This window comes from Marivita sp. NO-S04 (assembly GCF_059070475.1).
Genome location: NZ_CM180980.1, coordinates 867,722 through 883,286 on the forward strand (window position 1 = coordinate 867,722; position 15,565 = coordinate 883,286).

The window sequence follows — 15,565 nt, forward strand, 5'->3', positions numbered from 1 at the left end:
GGTGCCGCGTCGTTTTGGTGCCCCATCAACAACTCAACGACAAGAGGACGCCATGACGCTTTTGCCTTTTCTCTCTGCTCCGCTGCCTGTTCAGCTTCATATCATCGCCGCCGTGTTCGCTCTGATCCTTGGGCCATTTGCACTTTATCGTCGCAGGAGAGACCGGACACACAAGGTCGTCGGCTATCTCTGGGTCATCGCCATGACCGTTCTGGCGGTCGCTTCCTTCCTGATCCCATCACATTTCACGCCGATCGGCATCGGCCCTTTGCACGGATTTGCGGTTCTTACGCTATGGTCACTTTGGAGCGGGATCAACGCCGCCATCGCCCGCGATATCGCACGGCACGAGGCGATCTTTCGCAGTCTATATTCGAACGGGTTGATCATCGCTGGGGCGTTCACGTTTCTGCCGGGGCGCACAATGAATCAAATGCTGTTCGGAGAGCCGTCACAACTGGGTTGGGTGGTGATCGCAGCACTTCTTGGGCTGGTCGCGCTGCGTGTGTTCCTGCCACGGCTGCGCCAGCGGGCATGGGCATGAAGTTTGTCGAAATTTGCCCTTGCCCCCGATTGCGACCTTCGCTAATGAGCCGCCTACCAAGTCAAGACAGTGCGGTCGTGGCGGAATTGGTAGACGCGCAGCGTTGAGGTCGCTGTGGGGTAACTCCCGTGGAAGTTCGAGTCTTCTCGACCGCACCATTTTTCAGATCATCATCGGGACGATCAAGTTTTGCAAACTACGGTTTGCTACTTTGCAAGTCGCGTCCGAAACACCCGCGCCGCCAATGGTGCGCCCATGATGACGACGAAAATCCGCAATACATGATGCGCCACGACAAAGGCCACGTCAGCCCCCACGATCAGCGCCAGCACCGTCAATTCGGCCTGACCTCCGGGGGCAAAGGCCAAGAGCGTCTCCATCCCGGGGGCAAGGCCCAGACCGTAGATCGCCTCGACAAAGATCAGGGTCAGCACGATCAGGATGCCGCAAAAGCCCAATCCGGCGGCCAAGTCCTTGCGAATCTCGGCCATGGTGATCCCGGCATATTTGGTGCCGATGGTCATTCCGATAAAGAACTGCGCCGCCCAGATCGCCTCGGCTGGGGGACGGTTGTGCAAGCCGCCCGCCAGCGTCAGGGCGGCGGTGATGATCAGCGGGCCGAGGATCGACGCCCCGAAAAGGCCCACCCGTTTCGCGAGTCTCCATCCGGCAATGGCGCAGACTGTCATCATCATCAATTCCAAGGGCGGGATACTGGTCGCAGGCGCACCGGGTGGGTTTGACAGATCCGCCTCCCAGATGCCGATCAGCAAAAAGGGCAGGGCGACCACGATCACCATCACCCGTGTCGCGTGGATGAGGCTGAGTGTGCGAACATTGGCCCCGGCCTCTTCTCCGAAGACGATCATGTCCTGCAACCCACCGGGCATTGTGGCGTAATAGGCGGTGGCGAAATCATAGCCGCAGAAGCGCTGGAAATAGGGCACACCAATCACCCCGATTACAGCGACCATGATCGGCACCAAAAGCAACGTGGGCCACATCGCCGGGAACGTCGCCAAAACGGCAGGGGTCAGTGTTGCGCCCACCGCAACGCCAAGGATCGTGCGCATCGTGTCGTTGAGCGGCTTGATCCCGCGCATCTTGACCCCAGCCAGCGCGGCGGCAAGACAGGCAAAGATCGGTCCCATCAGCCAAGGCAGGGGCAGGTGAAGTAGCTTGAACAAGGCCACGCCCACGCCTGCGATGGCAAAGGTGCGCAGAACGACGATCACGCCGACATTCCCTTGAGCCGGTAGCGTAGCGAGGTTTGCAGATGTGCTTCAGCAGCCTCGGCGGCATGGTCGCCGTCACGCTGGCGCAGGGCTGTGATCACGTCGCTATGTTGCGACACGACGATACGGATGCGGTCGGGGTCAAGATAGGTGGTTGGCCCCAGCAAAATCAGCGCGTTGTTGATCGCCTCGGCCGAGGCCAACAAAAAGCGGTTGCGGGCAGCGCGGTAAAGCGCTTCGTGGAAATCCTGATTGATCGCAGCCCCCAAGGTCGGCGTGTCCCGCGCGTCAAGGATGCGCCCATTCATGTCATCCAGCGCGTCAAACTCTGCCTCGGACCCGTGCTGTGCGGCCATGCTTGCTGCGGTGCGTTCCAGAACGATCCGCATCTCGTAAAATTCGACCACTTCGGTCTGGGATAGTTTGCGGATCACCGCGCCAATGCGGGGGCGATGTTCGACGATACCGTTGTTTTCAAGCCTCCGCAGCGCCTCGCGGACAGGGGTGCGGGACAGGTTGAGCCGTTTGGCCACGTCTTCTTCGCGCAGCCGGTCGCCGGGCGCAAAGTCACCGCTGCGCAACGCGTCGATCAGGCTGGCATAAGCTGCCTCACCGCTGGAAAAGGGGGGTGTTTTGAGATCTGACATATTGTATCCGTTTGGATACAATATCAGTACGGCACCAATAAGAGTGTGTCAAACCTCTGTCGACGTAAAAAACGCACCGGATGTGGCGCGTTTACTTGTCGTTGCTGGGGGGTCAGTCCGCTTGGGACAGTTGGAAAGGCTCAGGCGTAACGCCGTGTACGTTTGCGTGTTCGAGCGCCCCGGCTTTTTGCAATTCTTCATGGATCAGCAACAGTTTCATGCCGTGCGACAGATCGGTGCGGTCGTGAATGCCGAGGATTGCGCCTTGTGCGTCCTTGTCGAGTTTGACCGCGTCGAAATCGGTGACATAGGTGCTGATGACCTCGGGCAAGGTTTCCGCCGCAAGGGTCAGGGGTGTCAGGGTCAACATCAAAATGGCAATCATGCGTGTCATGGTCTGGTTTCCGTTTAGCAGCGGTTCACCGGATCAACGCAGATTTGAGGCGCAAAGTTCCGAAGTCGCGCCACAGGGTCTCGCGGCGCGGTTATGTAATCCCTCTAAATGTAGAGAGATTCTTACGGAAGCGTGCCCAACCAGAACCATGCCGAGATCACCGACAACGCGCTTGCCATCAGTACTGAGGACGCAACCACCCGTCGGGCGCGGCCATAGATGTTAGCAAAGACATAGCAGTTCACACCCGGCGCCATTGCGGCGGTCAGCACAGCGCTGCGGAACGCGCTGTCGTCCAGATCAAAGCTGGTGCCAAGGGTCCATGTGATCGCTGGATGCAGCAAAAGGCTGATGGCACAAACAAAAAGGATGATGCGCATGTCACCCTCGGGCCGGTAGCGGAACAGCACACCCCCCATCGCAAACAGCGCTGCTGGCAGGGCCGTGCGCACCATCATGTCGAGCGCATCGGTAAAGGGCGCTGGCAGGGTGACGTTGAACACATTGAACACCGCCCCGATGGCGATGCCAATCACCAACGCGTTGCGGAACATGGCCTTGGCCACGATCACTGGCAGATTGCGGTTCGGCTGGCCTGCGGCGCGGGCGCGGACGAACTCCATTGTCGTGATGCCCAGCCCGTAGCAAAGGGGCGAATGCAGCGCGATGATGGCATAATTGGCAGAAAGCGCATCTGGCCCAAAAGCGCGTTCGGTGATCGCAAGGCCCAGCAAGACCGAGTTGGCGAACAGGCAGGTGAAGCCGATGGCGACTGCATCTTCCCAGTCGCGATTGAACAGGTAGCGTGCGCCAAACAGCCCCACGACAAAGCAGGTCAAGGACCCGGTGTAAAAGCTGATCAGCAGGGGAACCGAGAAACTGTCACCCAGATCCAGCGTCCAGATCGCGCGAAACAGAAGGCAAGGGATGGCGACGTTCTGAGTAAAGGACATCAGCCCGTCAATGGACGCCGCCGACAGCAACCCGCGCCATGCCACCAGGTAGCCAAAGCCGACAACCAGAAAGACGGGCAGAATAATATCGAGCAGCGCCTGCATCAGCCGCGCGTCCGTACGGTTTGCCCGCCGTATCGTACGGTCGGCGTCACCCCAGAGGCTGCGTGATCACCATGCCGTCATAGGCCGGTGTGATGTGGTCGGGGGTCTCGGCTTCGACGGTCGCATAGTCGAGGTCGATATGCATGTTGGTCAGCACGCCTTGGCGCGGTTTCGCGCGTTCCATCCATTCCAGCGATTGCGCGAGGTGCGCATGGGTCGGGTGCGGATCACGGCGCAGCGCGTCGAGGATCCAGACGTCAAGGTCTTGCAAGTGTTCTGTCCAGACGTCCTCGGGGATTTTGGCAACGTCCGGCAGGTAAGCCAGATCGCCAATGCGGAACCCCAGCGCGTCGATGCTGCCGTGGTTGACCTTGAACGGAGTCAGGGTGACGGTGCCCCCTGCACCATCCACAGTGACGGGACCGTTGATGGTGTTCATATCAAGGATCGGCGGATAGGGGCTGTCCGAGGGTTGCACAAAGGCATAGCCGAAACGCGAGAAAAGGTCGTTCTGGGTGTCACCATCGGCCCAGACCTGCAGGCGCTTGCGCATGTTGAACACGATCATCCGCAGGTCATCGACCCCATGCACATGGTCGGCGTGGCTGTGGGTGTAGACCACCGCGTCCAGTTCTCCGACTCCTGCGCTGAGCAATTGCGCGCGCATGTCGGGGCTGGTGTCGATTAGCACTCGGGTAATGCCGTCATCCGTGACCCGTTCGACCAGCATCGAACAGCGGCGGCGGGTGTTCTTGGGGTTGTCGGGATCGCATGCGCCCCAGTGGCCACCAAGACGCGGCACGCCGCCGGATGATCCGCAGCCCAGAATGGTGAAACGCATTTCGCCCATTATGCGACGGCCTCGTATTGCGCGGCTTTCCAGAACAGGCGGTCGAAATTCGCCTCGGTCTGGGCGGCGAAATCGGCGTAGTCCATGCCGTAGATGTCAGCCCCAACGCGGGCGGTATGGGCTGTGTAGGCTGGTTCGTTGCGCTTGCCGCGATGGGGCGGAGGCGCAAGGTAGGGGCTGTCGGTTTCCACCAGAACGCGGTCCACCGGGGCGGTGGCGAAGATATCGCGCAGCTCCTGGCTTTTGGGGAAGGCGGCGATGCCGGACATGGACAGGTAGAATCCAAGGTCGAGTGCCGCGCGGGCCAGTTCGGGGGACGACGAAAAGCAATGCATCACGCAGGTATAGGGCTTGGTCTTGAAACCATCTGTGAGGATTTGCGCCATGTCGTCATCCGCCGCGCGGGCATGGATGATCAGGGGCAGGCCAGTTTCCTGCGCCGCCTCGATATGCACTTTCAGAGAGGTTTTTTGAATCTCGGCGCTTTCGGAGGTGTAGTGGTAATCCAGTCCGGTCTCGCCAATGCCGACGAATTTTGGATGCTGCGCCAGTTTGACCAGTTCATCGACCGTTGTCAGGGGTTCATCGGCGGCGCTCATCGGGTGGGTGCCTGCGGCGTAGAACACAGGGTCAAACGCTTCGGCAATCGCGCGCACTTGCGGTTCTAACCGCAGGCGGGTGCAGATAGTGACCATCCGGCGCACGCCCGCGTCCAGCGCGCGGGCGATCACCTCGGGGCGTTCGTCGTTGAAATCCGGGAAGTCCAGATGGCAATGGCTGTCGGTGATCTGTGGTGTCAACATGAGGCTGGTATCAGGGATGCAGGCAGGGGCGTCAAGACGTGGCTTACGACCTGGGGCAGCCCTCTTGCAGGGCAAGGAAGCTGGAGAGCAGAAGCGATCCCGCCTCGACATTCACTGCCCGCCCGTGGCGCAGGCGTTCGCCTTGATCCTGTGCAAGTTGTGCCCAGTGCCGGGCGGCTGTGGGTGAGGGGCACAGCCGTTGGAAGGTCTGCGCCTCTTGTGCTGCCGCTTCTGGATCTGGGGGCTGACCCGTGGCACCCGTTCGGGCAAGCCGGGTCAGGGCGCGGTCGAAAAGGCCCAAGAGCAGATCAAGCCGCTCTTCCTTGCCTCGGCCTGCCGCGCTTTCGGCCAAGGCGATGGCGTGCGGGCGGCTGAGGTCGGGCAGGGTGGAGAGCAGTTTGACGATGTCCGCATAAAGCTTGAGACCGGCCTGCTGCATCAGGCGCACAGCCTCGCCGACGGACCCGCCAGAAAGTGCGGCCAAAGCGGCAGGGTCGGATACGTTCTGGTCGATCTCGGTCGCGGCAAGCGCTTGCGCCATGTCGGCGGCATTGAGCGGGGCCAGCCGCAATTCGCGGCAGCGGGAACGGATCGTTGGCAAAAGCCGCGAGGGTTGGTGGCTGACCAAGAGCAGCGTCGTGCGGTCGGGCGGTTCTTCCAGCAGTTTGAGGATGGCGTTGGCAGCACTGACGTTCATGTCGTCGGCGGCGTCGACGATCACCACGCGTCGGCCGCCATCAGCAGAGGACAGCGCGAAAAATCCCTTGAGGCGACGCACCTCGTCGACAGTGATCTGGGCCTTGAGGCGTTTCGCCTTGTCATCATACGGACGGCGCAGCGCAAAGAGCCCCGGTTCCGAGCCAGCCATCATGCGGCGGGACACGGGATGCTCTGGATCAATGTGCAAATCGGTCGGGGCGGCCGGCGCGCCGAAGAGGCCATCATCCTGCGCGATGGGTGTGGCCAGCAGGAACCGCGCGATCTGCCATGCAAGTGTGGCTTTTCCCACACCGCGCGGCCCGGTGATCAGCCAGCCGTGGTGCAGACGGTCGGAACTGAAGGCTTGCAGAAAATCCGCCTGTGCTGCGTCCTGACCGTAAAGCTTGAGCGTCTCGCGCGGATGCGGGGCGCCGTCGATGCGGTCTGGTTCTGGCTGTGTTGCGTCACTCATGTCAGATGCGGGCTTACCGCAGCCCAGACATCCTCTGCAACGGTGTCGGCATCCCGCGCACCGTCGATCACGCGGAACCGGTCGGCATATTCCTCGGCCAAGGCGAGAAACCCTGCGCGCATCGCCTCTTGCAGCGATGCTCCGAAATCCTCGAACCGTTCTTCCACCGTGTTGCGCGCCTTTGCGCGGCTGAGGCCAATCGTTGGGTCCATGTCGATCAGCAGGGTCAGGTCAGGTTCCACCCCGATCATCAGATCGTGCAACGCATCCACCTTGGCCCGCAGGTTGCCGCGCGACAGGCCCTGATACATGCGGGTGCTGTCGGCAAAGCGGTCGCAGATCACGACCTTGCCTGCCTCCAGCGCGGGTTGGATCGTACGTTCCAGATGATCACGGCGGGCGGCGGTGAAAAGCAGGATTTCGGTCTCTGCTGACCAGCGGTCGGGGTCGCCCTGCAATACCAAAGCGCGGATCTCTTCGGCCCCTGGGCTGCCGCCGGGTTCGCGGGTGTGCACCACATCAACGCCTTGCGCGCGCAGCCTGTCCGCCAGCGTCCGCGCCTGTGTGGATTTTCCCGATCCGTCGATCCCTTCAAAGCTGACAAACAGCCCGGATCGGCTCACATCGTGTCCTCAGCCGGGGCTTGTACGCGGCCCAACAGAACCTGCGACACGCTCATCATCCGCGCAACAAAGCCACTGGCGGGCACTGCACTGGCTGCAAAAAGCGGGATGCGGTGTTCGGGCAAGCCTTCGGGGCTGATGATCAGCTCGGCCAGTTGACGCCCTTCGGCAATCGGAGCTTCGATCGGGCCGGTATACACAACCTCGGCGGTGACCTCCTGACCGGGCGTGTTGGGCAGCAGCAGCGTCATATCTTCCTTGGCCATCAGGCCGACTTTCTCGCTGGCGCCCATCCAGACATCGGCTTCGGCGATCACGGCTCCGGCGCGGGTCACGGTCTTTTCCGCGAATTGGCGGAAGGCCCAGTTGACGATAGATTCGGATTCCTGCGCGCGGGCCTGTGCCGTGTCGAGCCCGGTGATGGTAAAGATCACGCGTCGGTCGCCTTGCTTGGCTGATCCGACAAGACCGTAGCCAGCCTCTTGGGTGTGGCCGGTCTTCAAGCCATCTGCACCGATGCCAAGCGTCAATAGAGGATTCCGGTTGAAACGGTTGGACGACTCGGCCTCATCGAACAGAAACTCTTTTTCGGCGAACATCGGGTAGAAGTCGGGAAAATCCTCGATCAGGCGCTGGGCCAGAAGCGTCAGATCACGCATCGACATGACGTGACCGTCGGCAGGCCAACCGCTGGAGTTCTTGAAGATCGAATTGGTCATGCCAAGCTGTTGTGCACGCTGCGTCATCATGCGGGCAAACCCAGCCTCAGTTCCATCTGGGGACAAGGCTTCGGCCAGAACCACACAGGCGTCATTTCCCGAGAGCACGATGATGCCCCGGATCAGATCCTCGACCGAAACCCTTTCCCCCTGACGCAGGAAAAGCGTCGAGCCGCCAAACGAATTGGCATGGGCCGAAACGGGAAGCTCCTCGTCCAGCCGCAGCCGCCCATCCCGCACCGCTTCGAACGCGATATAAAGCGTCATCAGCTTGGACATCGACGCGGGCGGCAAAGGGGTGTCCGCGTCTTTGGCAAGAAGGACCGTGCCGGTTTTTTCATCCAGCACAAAAGCCGCCGTTGCCCGAGTGTCGAACGCCGCAGCCGACGTGGTCGACAGTAGCAGCGCGGCAAGGCTGGCAGAAACAAAAGCGCGGTATTTGCGGATCATGGCAGCTCTCCTGTCATACCTGCGGGGTCGGATCAGTTGGTGACGGCATAAGCGTCGGTAAACCCGGTATCCTTGATCTTGGCAAGCAAAGTGCTGCGTTCTGCGCGGGTCTGTGCCGGTCCGACCAAAACACGCCAGAAGGTTTTGCCGCTGGAGGATTGTTCCAGAACCGTGGGCACCATCCCTGCCTGACGCATCGCAGTCGCGGTGTTGTTGGCGTTCTGTTCGATGCTGAAGATCCCGATTTGGATGAAAGGCTTGTCCAGCGGCGAGCTTGTGGCAGGCGCTGGAGCGGCAGCCGGGGCAGGGGTCGGTGTCGCGTTCAGCGCAGCGGCGGCAGATTCCGCAATCGGGTCGAGCGTTGCTTCGGCCACGTCGGTCGGGGCTGCGAAACCACCCTCGCCGATGGGTGCGTCCTGCGGCGGGGCCGATGTCGCGTCGTCCGGCACTTCTTCGCGACGCAGGGCAACGACGTTCAGCTGTGTCGGAGCGCCGGCCAGAACCCCAAGGGCTGCGGCGGCATCCGACGAGATCTGCAAGCGTGGCCCGGGGGTTTCGCGTTCCTTGCGAAAGAGCGCCCCGATGACGAAATTGCCGTTTGCCTCATTGCGGATGATCACCCGCTCGGGCTCGGACACATCGGGATGCGCCGCCCAAACGCCCCCCAGAGACGGGCGCCCGTCCCAAAGCCCGTTCTCGCTGACCTGAAACACTTCGGGCGCTTCGACATCGCGTTCGACCAGCCGCGTCGCACGTGTGCCTGCGGCCGTGCCATCCTCTGCCGCGGCACCTGACCCGCCCCCCTGCAAAAAGGCTGGGAGGTTTGCCCCCTCGCACCCCGCAAGTGCCACCAGTGCGACCCCGCACAAGGCGGTTGTCCGAACGTTTCGCCATAGCCGACAGTTGGTGATCGTGATGTCCATTGCCTGCGCGCCTTCTGCTATGCCCATTCGGACGCATGTTCGGACGTTTCGCCCCGCGCCACTCGTTGTTTTGCGCAAAGCTTACAGTCTTCGGTGCGTCAAGAAAAGTCTGATGGCATCCCTGCGCAGATTTTCCACCGTCGCCGCTTTCAGAATCGCATTTGTAGGGCTATGTCAGCCACCACCGGAGGTTTGGCAGAGTGGTCGAATGCGGCGGTCTTGAAAACCGTTGGGCGTGAGAGCGTCCCCAGGGTTCGAATCCCTGAGCCTCCGCCACCTACACTTGCCGAAACCGGTGATGGGCCCTATGAGGCCGTTTTTTCTTTTTGTTTCAAAGGCGTTTAGGTGTGGCGACCGCCCTTCGGAGAGTGCAGAAACGGTCAAAATTGGTCTCTGAACCCAAATCGTCTCTGATCGACCGCCCTAGCTCTTGAACAGGACGCTTTCAAAAGAGTTCTTATTTTCAATAGCTTGGCGTTTAGAGCTGGCCGTCCTTTTCGAAGGAGCGACCGATTGCACAATTCGTTGCGAATTCATGGGGCGGCCTTAGGACGGTTAGGTGGAGAAAGTTCCTCGATAAAAAGTTGACAATTTCTAGCCCCCTTGACAGATTGTGTGAGGGAAGTTGTGCGCTTGGGCCAGATTTTGACCGCAGCGAGGCACACGCTTAACTAACTTGTTCATCTTTACCGCTGAAATTGGCGAACGGTGTGTTCAAACACGACATCGACGCGATCGCCCCACGGCCAAATTGCGGTATCGGTTTCCGGCACCACGTTAACTGGCATTGTGTCTCGACCAAATATCAGGCGTTTCAGTTCCTCTGATGCCAGATAGGCCAATCGCAACTGTCGGCTGACGTGACGCTCCGCCATGTTCACTGAGAGTGCCAAATCGCGAACAGTCGCAAACTCACCGGCGTCCATCCGTCGACGCCATCCCGATGCGCAATCGATAGCGCGCAGGATGTGCGGGCCCTGCGTCTGATCTTCGCTTGGTTTGTAATCTGTGGGTGATGGCGGCGCTTGCCGCCCTTCAGACCGTGATCAACGCGGACAATATGACGCAGAGCAGCAAGGTCGCGCACCGCGCACTGGACCTTTTCCTTGTGATGGGGCGGCTGCGGCGCATCGAACAGGCGGCGGAAGCGGGGGATGCAGAGATCGCGCGTGGCCTTGCGTCCGGAATAGATCCGATCCTGACGTCGACCATCAGTGAAATGCTGTCAGCGCTTGAGCCTCCAGCATTGCATGGGGCCTGAGCAGGCAGTGGCGCAAACTCGGACCATCAAGCTGACAAAAAAGTTGACAAGGTCTGCCCCCCTTGACACATACTTGAATAATCGAAAAACTGCGTGCCGAAAGCGGCGATCGTGAGGCGTCTCGGGTTCTACTATCGTTGACGGCTCGACTCATGACTGTGTTGGCGCTCCTTATCCAAACACGACCCCGACCTGATCGCCCCACGGCAAAGCCGCACACTCAGTCAGCTGCATCACAGTCACGGAAGAAACCTCCCGCCCGTATACCAGCCGCTTCAGGACCTCAGGCGCCAAATAGGCCAGACGCAACTGCCTACTGACATGGCGTTCCGCAAGGTTCACTGAGAGTGCGAGATCACGAACTGTGTCGAATTCCCCCGCCTCCATCCGTCGTCGCCATCCCCATGCGCGACCGATGGCGCGCAGGATGTGCGGGTCCTGCGCCTGATCTTCGCTTGGCCTGTAATCGGCGGGTGGCAGAATTTTCGGCCGCCCGTTTTTTTTGCGCAGTTTGAGTGGCACGAAGATTTGGATTGTGTCTTGGCTATTTGTCATTTTGCGGCTTCCAATTGGCGTGGTGTGATCATGTCGCGCATGACGCCGGCAATCCCGTCAGTACGCAGGTCGATAACCAGCCCCTCGGCTGTCACAGTAACGCGCCGCACCAGCAACTGAATGATGCGAGCCTGCTCGCCAGGAAAAAGCTGCTCCCAAAGTTGTGGGAACTGCTGCAGGGCGCCGATGGCATCCATCTCAGGGATGTCCTCGCTATCCAAAGCAGCAATAACCTGTGCTGTGGTTTCCGGTGTGGACAGACCGCGCCGGATTTCGGCGATGACGGCAGCCTCCACCGTATCGGCGGGCAAGCGCCGTGGAATGCCATCGTCGGGCGTCTCGCGGTTTTTCAGAAGGTCCATAGACACGTAATAGCGATATCTGCGACTGCCTTTCTTGGTGCTGGACGGCGTCATGGCCGCTCCCGTCGCGGTGAAGAGAAGCCCTTTCAACAATGCAGTCGTTTGTGTCCGGCTGTTGTTGGCCCGCTTGCGGGGGCTCACGCTGATGATGTCATGCACCTGTTCCCATAGGCGTGGCTCGATAATTGCCTCGTGCTCTCCAGGGTAGGATTTGCCCTTGTGCACCGTCTCGCCACGATAGACGCGGTTGTTCAGCAGTCGGTAGAGGTATCCCTTGTCGATCAGCGTACCCTGTTTGTTGCGGAAGCCATCGCTGCGCAGTTCCCGCGCGAGCACGGTTGCTGAACCGATTTCGACGAAACGCTCGAACACCATGCGAACCTTGGCAGCTTCCTCTTCGTTCACCACCAGTTTGCGGTCGACGACGTCGTAGCCGAGGGGCACATAGCCCCCCATCCACATGCCTTTCATGCGCGATGCCTTCACCTTGTCACGGATGCGCTCGGCGGTGACCTCGCGTTCGAATTGGGCGAAGGACAAAAGAATGTTCAGCGTCAACCGCCCCATGGACGTTGTGGTATTGAAGGACTGCGTCACGGAGACGAAGGTGACGCCATTCCGGTCAAACACCTCAACCAGCTTGGAAAAGTCCATCAACGAGCGCGAGAGGCGGTCGATTTTGTAAACGACGACCACGTCGACCAAGCCGTCCTCAATATCGGCAAGCAGTTGTTGCAGGGCAGGGCGCTCGAGGGTGCCCCCCGAGATGCCGCCGTCGTCGTATTGGTCGCGCACCAGCGCCCAACCTTCGGATTTCTGGCTGGCGATATAGGCTTCGCAGGCCTCGCGTTGGGCATGCAGACTGTTGAACTCTTGCTCGAGGCCTTCCTCGCTGGATTTCCGGGTATAGATCGCGCAGCGCAGACGGCGGGCGGGTTTTGCGGACATATTCGTCATGCCTCACCTCGTTTCCGTTCGCGAAGACCGAAGAAGCGATAGCCATTCCAGCGGGTGCCGGTGATGGAACGTGCCACCGCGGACAACGACTTGTAGCGTTTGCCGTCGCATTCGAAACCGTCCTTCAGGACGGTCACCGTGTGGGCGATACCGTCCCACTCGCGGATGAGCTTGGTGCCCACGACCGGATTACGGGGATCCGCAATCCGCGCCTTCCGCGTCAGCGTGCCCTCGACCTCATCGGCCAGCAGTTCAAGCAACCGTCGCGTCTGCTTGTCTGGGCCGCCATAGGTCAGTTCCTGAATGCGGTAAGCGAGACGATTTTCAAGGAAGGTCCGGCTGTTGTTCGGCGCCGGAGCATCGAACAGCGTTTTCCATTCGGCCTTCAATTCTTTGACAGACATGGCCTTCAACGCGGCCAGACGTGCCAGGATGGGTTCATGTGTGGTCATGCAGACCTCCTGTGAGTTGGAGTTGCAGTACCGCTCTGTTTGGGCGGTAAGTGTAGCGAACGATCTCCCGAATTCCGGGATAGATAGTCGCGATCACGGCTCACGAGGCGCGCCACGGCTGTGGCCAACAGGCCATACAGCTCGGTGCGGCGCTCATGCGCGCTCATCATGTCGGCGGGCAGGGGGTTGGGGCGTTTCAACTTGGTCTCCTTCAGACGGCGCGTTCTGAAAGGGAAAAGCCAACTTGGAGGTCCGATTGGGACATCTGCCATTAGAAGAATCTGCTGCCGCAGCTTTGGACCCGGCACTACAGCCAAAGGGGGGGTACGGGTCATTTTTGACCAGGCGGTTTTTTGCTTGTTATGCGCCTTCCCGTTTTCCTGCGTTATCGGTGTCTGAATCAGGAGACGCAGGCGGCTAGGGGGGAGAGGGGTATATGTCTTTGGCCCGTAGACAAATATGTCTGCCTTGCGACGCTTGCGCCACGTCGTGGCCAGCTGCATCTCTTGCGCAAGGAGAACACAAATGACCGAACAGAATCAATCAGAAACAACCACACAGCCCAAGAAGCAGCGTCGCTCTCCCAATGCGGACAAGTGGGGTGTGAAGGTGATGGAACAAGGTTTTTGCATGATCCCTTCATTGCTGCTGCGCGCCCAACAAAGGCTCCATCTGAGCCCGTCTCAGCTCGCAGTGCTCCTCCAGATTATCGACCATTGGTGGGATGCCGCGCGCAAGCCGTATCCGAGCAAGAAGGAACTGTCCTCTCGCTTAGGTATCAGCGAACGCCAAGTGCAACGTTACATCACAGACCTTGAACAGGAGGGTCTCCTGCGTCGGGAGGAACGCTACGGCGAGCATGGCGGGCGGCAAACCAACATGTACGACCTGCAAGGTCTCGTCGACAAATTGGCGGAGATAGAACCCGAGTTCCGCGAGGCGCGCGAGCAGGCTCGAAAGAGCAGGAAGGCTGCAGGCTCGGTCGGCTGGCGCCCCAAAAAGAAGGCCAGGTCTGACAAGGACAGCCCCAGCTAAGACCGACTGATCCAAACAATCCGAAGACCTCACCACGAAGCAGCCGGATGCGCTGCTTCGAACGATCCCGCACGTCCAGATTTTGAAGGCCAAGAGGAAAGGCGCCGCATGACCAAGCACATCAAACATTTCACTCATCTGTCACAGCGTGTTTGCAACAGCGAACGCGGCCCCATGGACTCCGAATTCACACAGGATTGGCGGTGCCAAGACTGTGGACGGCTCCTTGGCAAAACCAATGGGGTTCAGATGCAAATTCGCCGAAAGTCATTCGATTATGTCGTCGGGTTTCCGGTGTTTGCGGCCTGTCCCGGCTGCGGGTCGCTGAACGTGATGAACACGAAACAGGCGCGTTGACGCGCCTGTTTCACCAACTCCCCCCGAAACACTAGAGACGCGCGACGTCCTGACTTGGCCATGAGAAGGCGCTGGACGCCTGGCCGCAAGGCAGGCGTCCAATGTGTCTCGCATGGCACGAACTCCGTGATCAACTCACGGCCTCATCTACCACGTTCAAATCTCAGCGCGGCTTCGACGCCATCCGGCGGTCACAGGTCGCGCTGAGACCTTACAATGATCCTGCGGCTGTTCTTGATGCGCTCCACGGCAAGAGCGCAGACCCGGACAAAAAGAACCATGTCCTATCCGCGTTGGTTGCGGCGGCGCAAGAGGATGACCCCGCCGCTGACACGGCACTGTCGCTCCTGTTACTTGCGCTCTGGCCTGGGCTTGATGCGATCAGGCGGCGGTCGATTTCGCGTAAGCTGGGCACAATCGACGAAATCGCCTCCGATCTCCTCGCGCGGAGTGTTGAAGCTGTGCGCAGCCTTGATCTGTGCCGCGTCAACTGCATTGCAGCCACCGTGCTGCGCAATATCGAGCGCGACATGATCCGGGCAAGGCAGCGTGATCATGTGCTGCAGACCAGTGTCGATATCGACGCCCTGTCCAACATTCCGGCCGATAACCCTGCGCCGGATACGGCGATGCAGTGTCACTGTGATCTTTTCCGCCTTGTCGGCGAGGACGCCCGCCTTGTTCGGGCTGTTGCTCTTCATGGCTTCACGCAGGCCGAAGTCGCTGCAGTTCTGGGGATTTCTCCTGACGCTGCGCGCAAGCGCTATCAGCGTGCGCTGCACCGACTGCGCGAGGTTTTTGAAAATAATTTTGACGGTGCTGTCCCATAAGGCCCGGCTGAGTGGCTTTTGGTTTTTGTATGGCCCGGTTTTGGGCCTCGCACAGGAGGCACACAAGGAATGCATGAGATTGATCAAGACAGCGATATGGTCCGGATCCCGGGTCTGTATCGCCATTGGGAATTGCCGCAAATCCTGCGGATGCACGAGGCGTTTCGGATCGAGGCTGCGGGCGCGCATGAAGATGGCACACCGCTGCTGGCGGTGTTTTCGAGCGGTGACGGACCTGACTTTCAGGCCGTCGCGCAGCTCTGGAGCAAGGCTCCCGACAGCACCGGCACGATGAGCGCACCGCGCCCGTTCACGGCGGCGTGATGGGAGGGCCTTGCC

Annotated in this window: 20 protein-coding genes and 2 tRNA genes; 8 read left to right on the forward strand and 14 right to left on the reverse strand. The window is 60.2% G+C overall.

Annotation, left to right across the window (positions count from 1 at the left end; genetic code table 11):
• Positions 1 to 52 precede the first annotated feature (52 nt).
• Entirely contained in the window at positions 53 to 544 is a 492-nt protein-coding gene (locus tag ACK3EW_RS04550; protein ID WP_493808638.1) for a DUF2306 domain-containing protein, read from the forward strand.
• A gap of 71 nt (positions 545 to 615) precedes the next feature.
• Positions 616 to 702: transfer RNA gene (locus ACK3EW_RS04555), tRNA-Leu, on the forward strand.
• A gap of 48 nt (positions 703 to 750) precedes the next feature.
• Here the strand turns inward: ACK3EW_RS04555 and ACK3EW_RS04560 are convergent.
• From ACK3EW_RS04560 to ACK3EW_RS04605, 10 genes are all read right to left on the reverse strand, one after another.
• Positions 751 to 1,779, reverse strand: a complete 1,029-nt coding sequence (locus tag ACK3EW_RS04560) for an AbrB family transcriptional regulator (RefSeq protein WP_493808639.1) — start codon at positions 1,777 to 1,779, stop codon at positions 751 to 753.
• Positions 1,776 to 2,426 carry a GntR family transcriptional regulator gene (locus tag ACK3EW_RS04565; protein ID WP_493808640.1) on the reverse strand — a complete coding sequence of 217 codons (651 nt, stop codon included), beginning with the start codon at positions 2,424 to 2,426 and terminating at the stop codon, positions 1,776 to 1,778. Before ACK3EW_RS04565 ends, ACK3EW_RS04560 begins: the two co-directional genes overlap by 4 nt.
• Before the next feature lie 112 nt (positions 2,427 to 2,538).
• Positions 2,539 to 2,820, reverse strand: coding sequence for a hypothetical protein (locus ACK3EW_RS04570; protein WP_493808641.1), 282 nt, complete (start codon positions 2,818 to 2,820; stop codon positions 2,539 to 2,541).
• A gap of 122 nt (positions 2,821 to 2,942) precedes the next feature.
• A complete protein-coding gene (locus ACK3EW_RS04575) occupies positions 2,943 to 3,878 on the reverse strand; it encodes an AEC family transporter (protein ID WP_439119543.1) in 936 nt (311 codons plus the stop codon).
• Between the two features lie 46 nt (positions 3,879 to 3,924).
• Positions 3,925 to 4,728: an MBL fold metallo-hydrolase gene (locus ACK3EW_RS04580; protein WP_493808642.1), complete on the reverse strand. Its 804-nt coding sequence runs from the start codon at positions 4,726 to 4,728 to the stop codon at positions 3,925 to 3,927.
• Entirely contained in the window at positions 4,728 to 5,531 is an 804-nt protein-coding gene (locus ACK3EW_RS04585; protein WP_493808643.1) for a TatD family hydrolase, read from the reverse strand. Before ACK3EW_RS04585 ends, ACK3EW_RS04580 begins: the two co-directional genes overlap by 1 nt.
• A gap of 43 nt (positions 5,532 to 5,574) precedes the next feature.
• A complete protein-coding gene (locus tag ACK3EW_RS04590; RefSeq protein WP_493808644.1) occupies positions 5,575 to 6,702 on the reverse strand; it encodes a DNA polymerase III subunit delta' in 1,128 nt (375 codons plus the stop codon).
• Positions 6,699 to 7,325 carry a dTMP kinase gene (tmk, locus tag ACK3EW_RS04595; protein WP_493808645.1) on the reverse strand — a complete coding sequence of 209 codons (627 nt, stop codon included), beginning with the start codon at positions 7,323 to 7,325 and terminating at the stop codon, positions 6,699 to 6,701. Before tmk ends, ACK3EW_RS04590 begins: the two co-directional genes overlap by 4 nt.
• Complete coding sequence (locus ACK3EW_RS04600; protein ID WP_493808646.1) at positions 7,322 to 8,494, reverse strand: D-alanyl-D-alanine carboxypeptidase family protein; 1,173 nt, start codon at positions 8,492 to 8,494, stop codon at positions 7,322 to 7,324. The genes tmk and ACK3EW_RS04600 overlap by 4 nt, the downstream gene beginning before the upstream one ends.
• 32 nt (positions 8,495 to 8,526) lie before the next feature.
• Positions 8,527 to 9,417, reverse strand: coding sequence for an SPOR domain-containing protein (locus tag ACK3EW_RS04605; RefSeq protein WP_493808647.1), 891 nt, complete (start codon positions 9,415 to 9,417; stop codon positions 8,527 to 8,529).
• A 186-nt stretch (positions 9,418 to 9,603) separates the two neighbouring features.
• Here ACK3EW_RS04605 and ACK3EW_RS04610 point away from each other — a divergent pair.
• Positions 9,604 to 9,693, forward strand: a tRNA-Ser gene (locus ACK3EW_RS04610).
• A 410-nt stretch (positions 9,694 to 10,103) separates the two neighbouring features.
• Here the strand turns inward: ACK3EW_RS04610 and ACK3EW_RS04615 are convergent.
• Positions 10,104 to 10,343: a hypothetical protein gene (locus ACK3EW_RS04615; protein ID WP_493808648.1), complete on the reverse strand. Its 240-nt coding sequence runs from the start codon at positions 10,341 to 10,343 to the stop codon at positions 10,104 to 10,106.
• Positions 10,344 to 10,411: 68 nt separating this feature from the next.
• Here ACK3EW_RS04615 and ACK3EW_RS04620 point away from each other — a divergent pair, with 68 nt between their 5' ends.
• Positions 10,412 to 10,678 (forward strand): hypothetical protein, encoded by a 267-nt coding sequence (locus tag ACK3EW_RS04620; RefSeq protein WP_493808649.1) that lies wholly within the window; start codon positions 10,412 to 10,414, stop codon positions 10,676 to 10,678.
• 171 nt (positions 10,679 to 10,849) lie between these two features.
• On the opposite strand, the gene ACK3EW_RS04625 is transcribed toward ACK3EW_RS04620, so the two are convergent.
• From ACK3EW_RS04625 to ACK3EW_RS04635, 3 genes are read right to left on the reverse strand one after another with little or no spacing between them, the layout of a single operon-like run.
• Positions 10,850 to 11,233 (reverse strand): hypothetical protein, encoded by a 384-nt coding sequence (locus tag ACK3EW_RS04625; RefSeq protein ID WP_493808650.1) that lies wholly within the window; start codon positions 11,231 to 11,233, stop codon positions 10,850 to 10,852.
• Positions 11,230 to 12,543 (reverse strand): recombinase family protein, encoded by a 1,314-nt coding sequence (locus ACK3EW_RS04630; protein WP_493809688.1) that lies wholly within the window; start codon positions 12,541 to 12,543, stop codon positions 11,230 to 11,232. The genes ACK3EW_RS04625 and ACK3EW_RS04630 overlap by 4 nt, the downstream gene beginning before the upstream one ends.
• A 5-nt stretch (positions 12,544 to 12,548) precedes the next feature.
• The gene (locus ACK3EW_RS04635; RefSeq protein ID WP_493808651.1) at positions 12,549 to 13,004 is read right to left on the reverse strand and encodes a DUF2924 domain-containing protein; all 456 of its coding nucleotides are present in this window, start codon (positions 13,002 to 13,004) and stop codon (positions 12,549 to 12,551) included.
• Positions 13,005 to 13,529: 525 nt separating this feature from the next.
• Between ACK3EW_RS04635 and ACK3EW_RS04640 the strand changes: the two genes are divergently transcribed.
• The 4 genes from ACK3EW_RS04640 to ACK3EW_RS04655 all read left to right on the forward strand — a co-directional run bounded on the left by ACK3EW_RS04640 (position 13,530) and on the right by ACK3EW_RS04655 (position 15,550).
• Positions 13,530 to 14,039 carry a helix-turn-helix domain-containing protein gene (locus ACK3EW_RS04640; RefSeq protein WP_493808652.1) on the forward strand — a complete coding sequence of 170 codons (510 nt, stop codon included), beginning with the start codon at positions 13,530 to 13,532 and terminating at the stop codon, positions 14,037 to 14,039.
• A gap of 108 nt (positions 14,040 to 14,147) precedes the next feature.
• Complete coding sequence (locus tag ACK3EW_RS04645; RefSeq protein ID WP_493808653.1) at positions 14,148 to 14,396, forward strand: hypothetical protein; 249 nt, start codon at positions 14,148 to 14,150, stop codon at positions 14,394 to 14,396.
• 101 nt (positions 14,397 to 14,497) lie between these two features.
• Positions 14,498 to 15,226, forward strand: coding sequence for an RNA polymerase sigma factor (locus ACK3EW_RS04650; RefSeq protein WP_493808654.1), 729 nt, complete (start codon positions 14,498 to 14,500; stop codon positions 15,224 to 15,226).
• A gap of 69 nt (positions 15,227 to 15,295) precedes the next feature.
• Entirely contained in the window at positions 15,296 to 15,550 is a 255-nt protein-coding gene (locus ACK3EW_RS04655) for a hypothetical protein (RefSeq protein ID WP_493808655.1), read from the forward strand.
• Positions 15,551 to 15,565: the final 15 nt, after the last annotated feature.

What these genes read in the sequence shown, in the direction of transcription:
- ACK3EW_RS04575 (WP_439119543.1), bottom strand. Translation starts at nt 3,878, where the DNA reads ATGCAGGCGCTGCTCGATATTATTCTGCCCGTCTTTCTGGTTGTCGGC.
- ACK3EW_RS04600 (WP_493808646.1), bottom strand. Translation starts at nt 8,494, where the DNA reads ATGATCCGCAAATACCGCGCTTTTGTTTCTGCCAGCCTTGCCGCGCTG.
- ACK3EW_RS04640 (WP_493808652.1), top strand. Translation starts at nt 13,530, where the DNA reads ATGACCGAACAGAATCAATCAGAAACAACCACACAGCCCAAGAAGCAG.
- ACK3EW_RS04565 (WP_493808640.1), bottom strand. Translation starts at nt 2,426, where the DNA reads ATGTCAGATCTCAAAACACCCCCCTTTTCCAGCGGTGAGGCAGCTTAT.
- ACK3EW_RS04625 (WP_493808650.1), bottom strand. Translation starts at nt 11,233, where the DNA reads ATGACAAATAGCCAAGACACAATCCAAATCTTCGTGCCACTCAAACTG.
- ACK3EW_RS04630 (WP_493809688.1), bottom strand. Translation starts at nt 12,543, where the DNA reads ATGTCCGCAAAACCCGCCCGCCGTCTGCGCTGCGCGATCTATACCCGG.
- ACK3EW_RS04605 (WP_493808647.1), bottom strand. Translation starts at nt 9,417, where the DNA reads ATGGACATCACGATCACCAACTGTCGGCTATGGCGAAACGTTCGGACA.
- ACK3EW_RS04590 (WP_493808644.1), bottom strand. Translation starts at nt 6,702, where the DNA reads ATGAGTGACGCAACACAGCCAGAACCAGACCGCATCGACGGCGCCCCG.
- ACK3EW_RS04615 (WP_493808648.1), bottom strand. Translation starts at nt 10,343, where the DNA reads ATGGACGCCGGTGAGTTTGCGACTGTTCGCGATTTGGCACTCTCAGTG.
- ACK3EW_RS04570 (WP_493808641.1), bottom strand. Translation starts at nt 2,820, where the DNA reads ATGACACGCATGATTGCCATTTTGATGTTGACCCTGACACCCCTGACC.
- ACK3EW_RS04655 (WP_493808655.1), top strand. Translation starts at nt 15,296, where the DNA reads ATGCATGAGATTGATCAAGACAGCGATATGGTCCGGATCCCGGGTCTG.
- ACK3EW_RS04635 (WP_493808651.1), bottom strand. Translation starts at nt 13,004, where the DNA reads ATGACCACACATGAACCCATCCTGGCACGTCTGGCCGCGTTGAAGGCC.
- ACK3EW_RS04585 (WP_493808643.1), bottom strand. Translation starts at nt 5,531, where the DNA reads ATGTTGACACCACAGATCACCGACAGCCATTGCCATCTGGACTTCCCG.
- ACK3EW_RS04645 (WP_493808653.1), top strand. Translation starts at nt 14,148, where the DNA reads ATGACCAAGCACATCAAACATTTCACTCATCTGTCACAGCGTGTTTGC.
- ACK3EW_RS04650 (WP_493808654.1), top strand. Translation starts at nt 14,498, where the DNA reads ATGTGTCTCGCATGGCACGAACTCCGTGATCAACTCACGGCCTCATCT.
- ACK3EW_RS04580 (WP_493808642.1), bottom strand. Translation starts at nt 4,728, where the DNA reads ATGGGCGAAATGCGTTTCACCATTCTGGGCTGCGGATCATCCGGCGGC.
- ACK3EW_RS04550 (WP_493808638.1), top strand. Translation starts at nt 53, where the DNA reads ATGACGCTTTTGCCTTTTCTCTCTGCTCCGCTGCCTGTTCAGCTTCAT.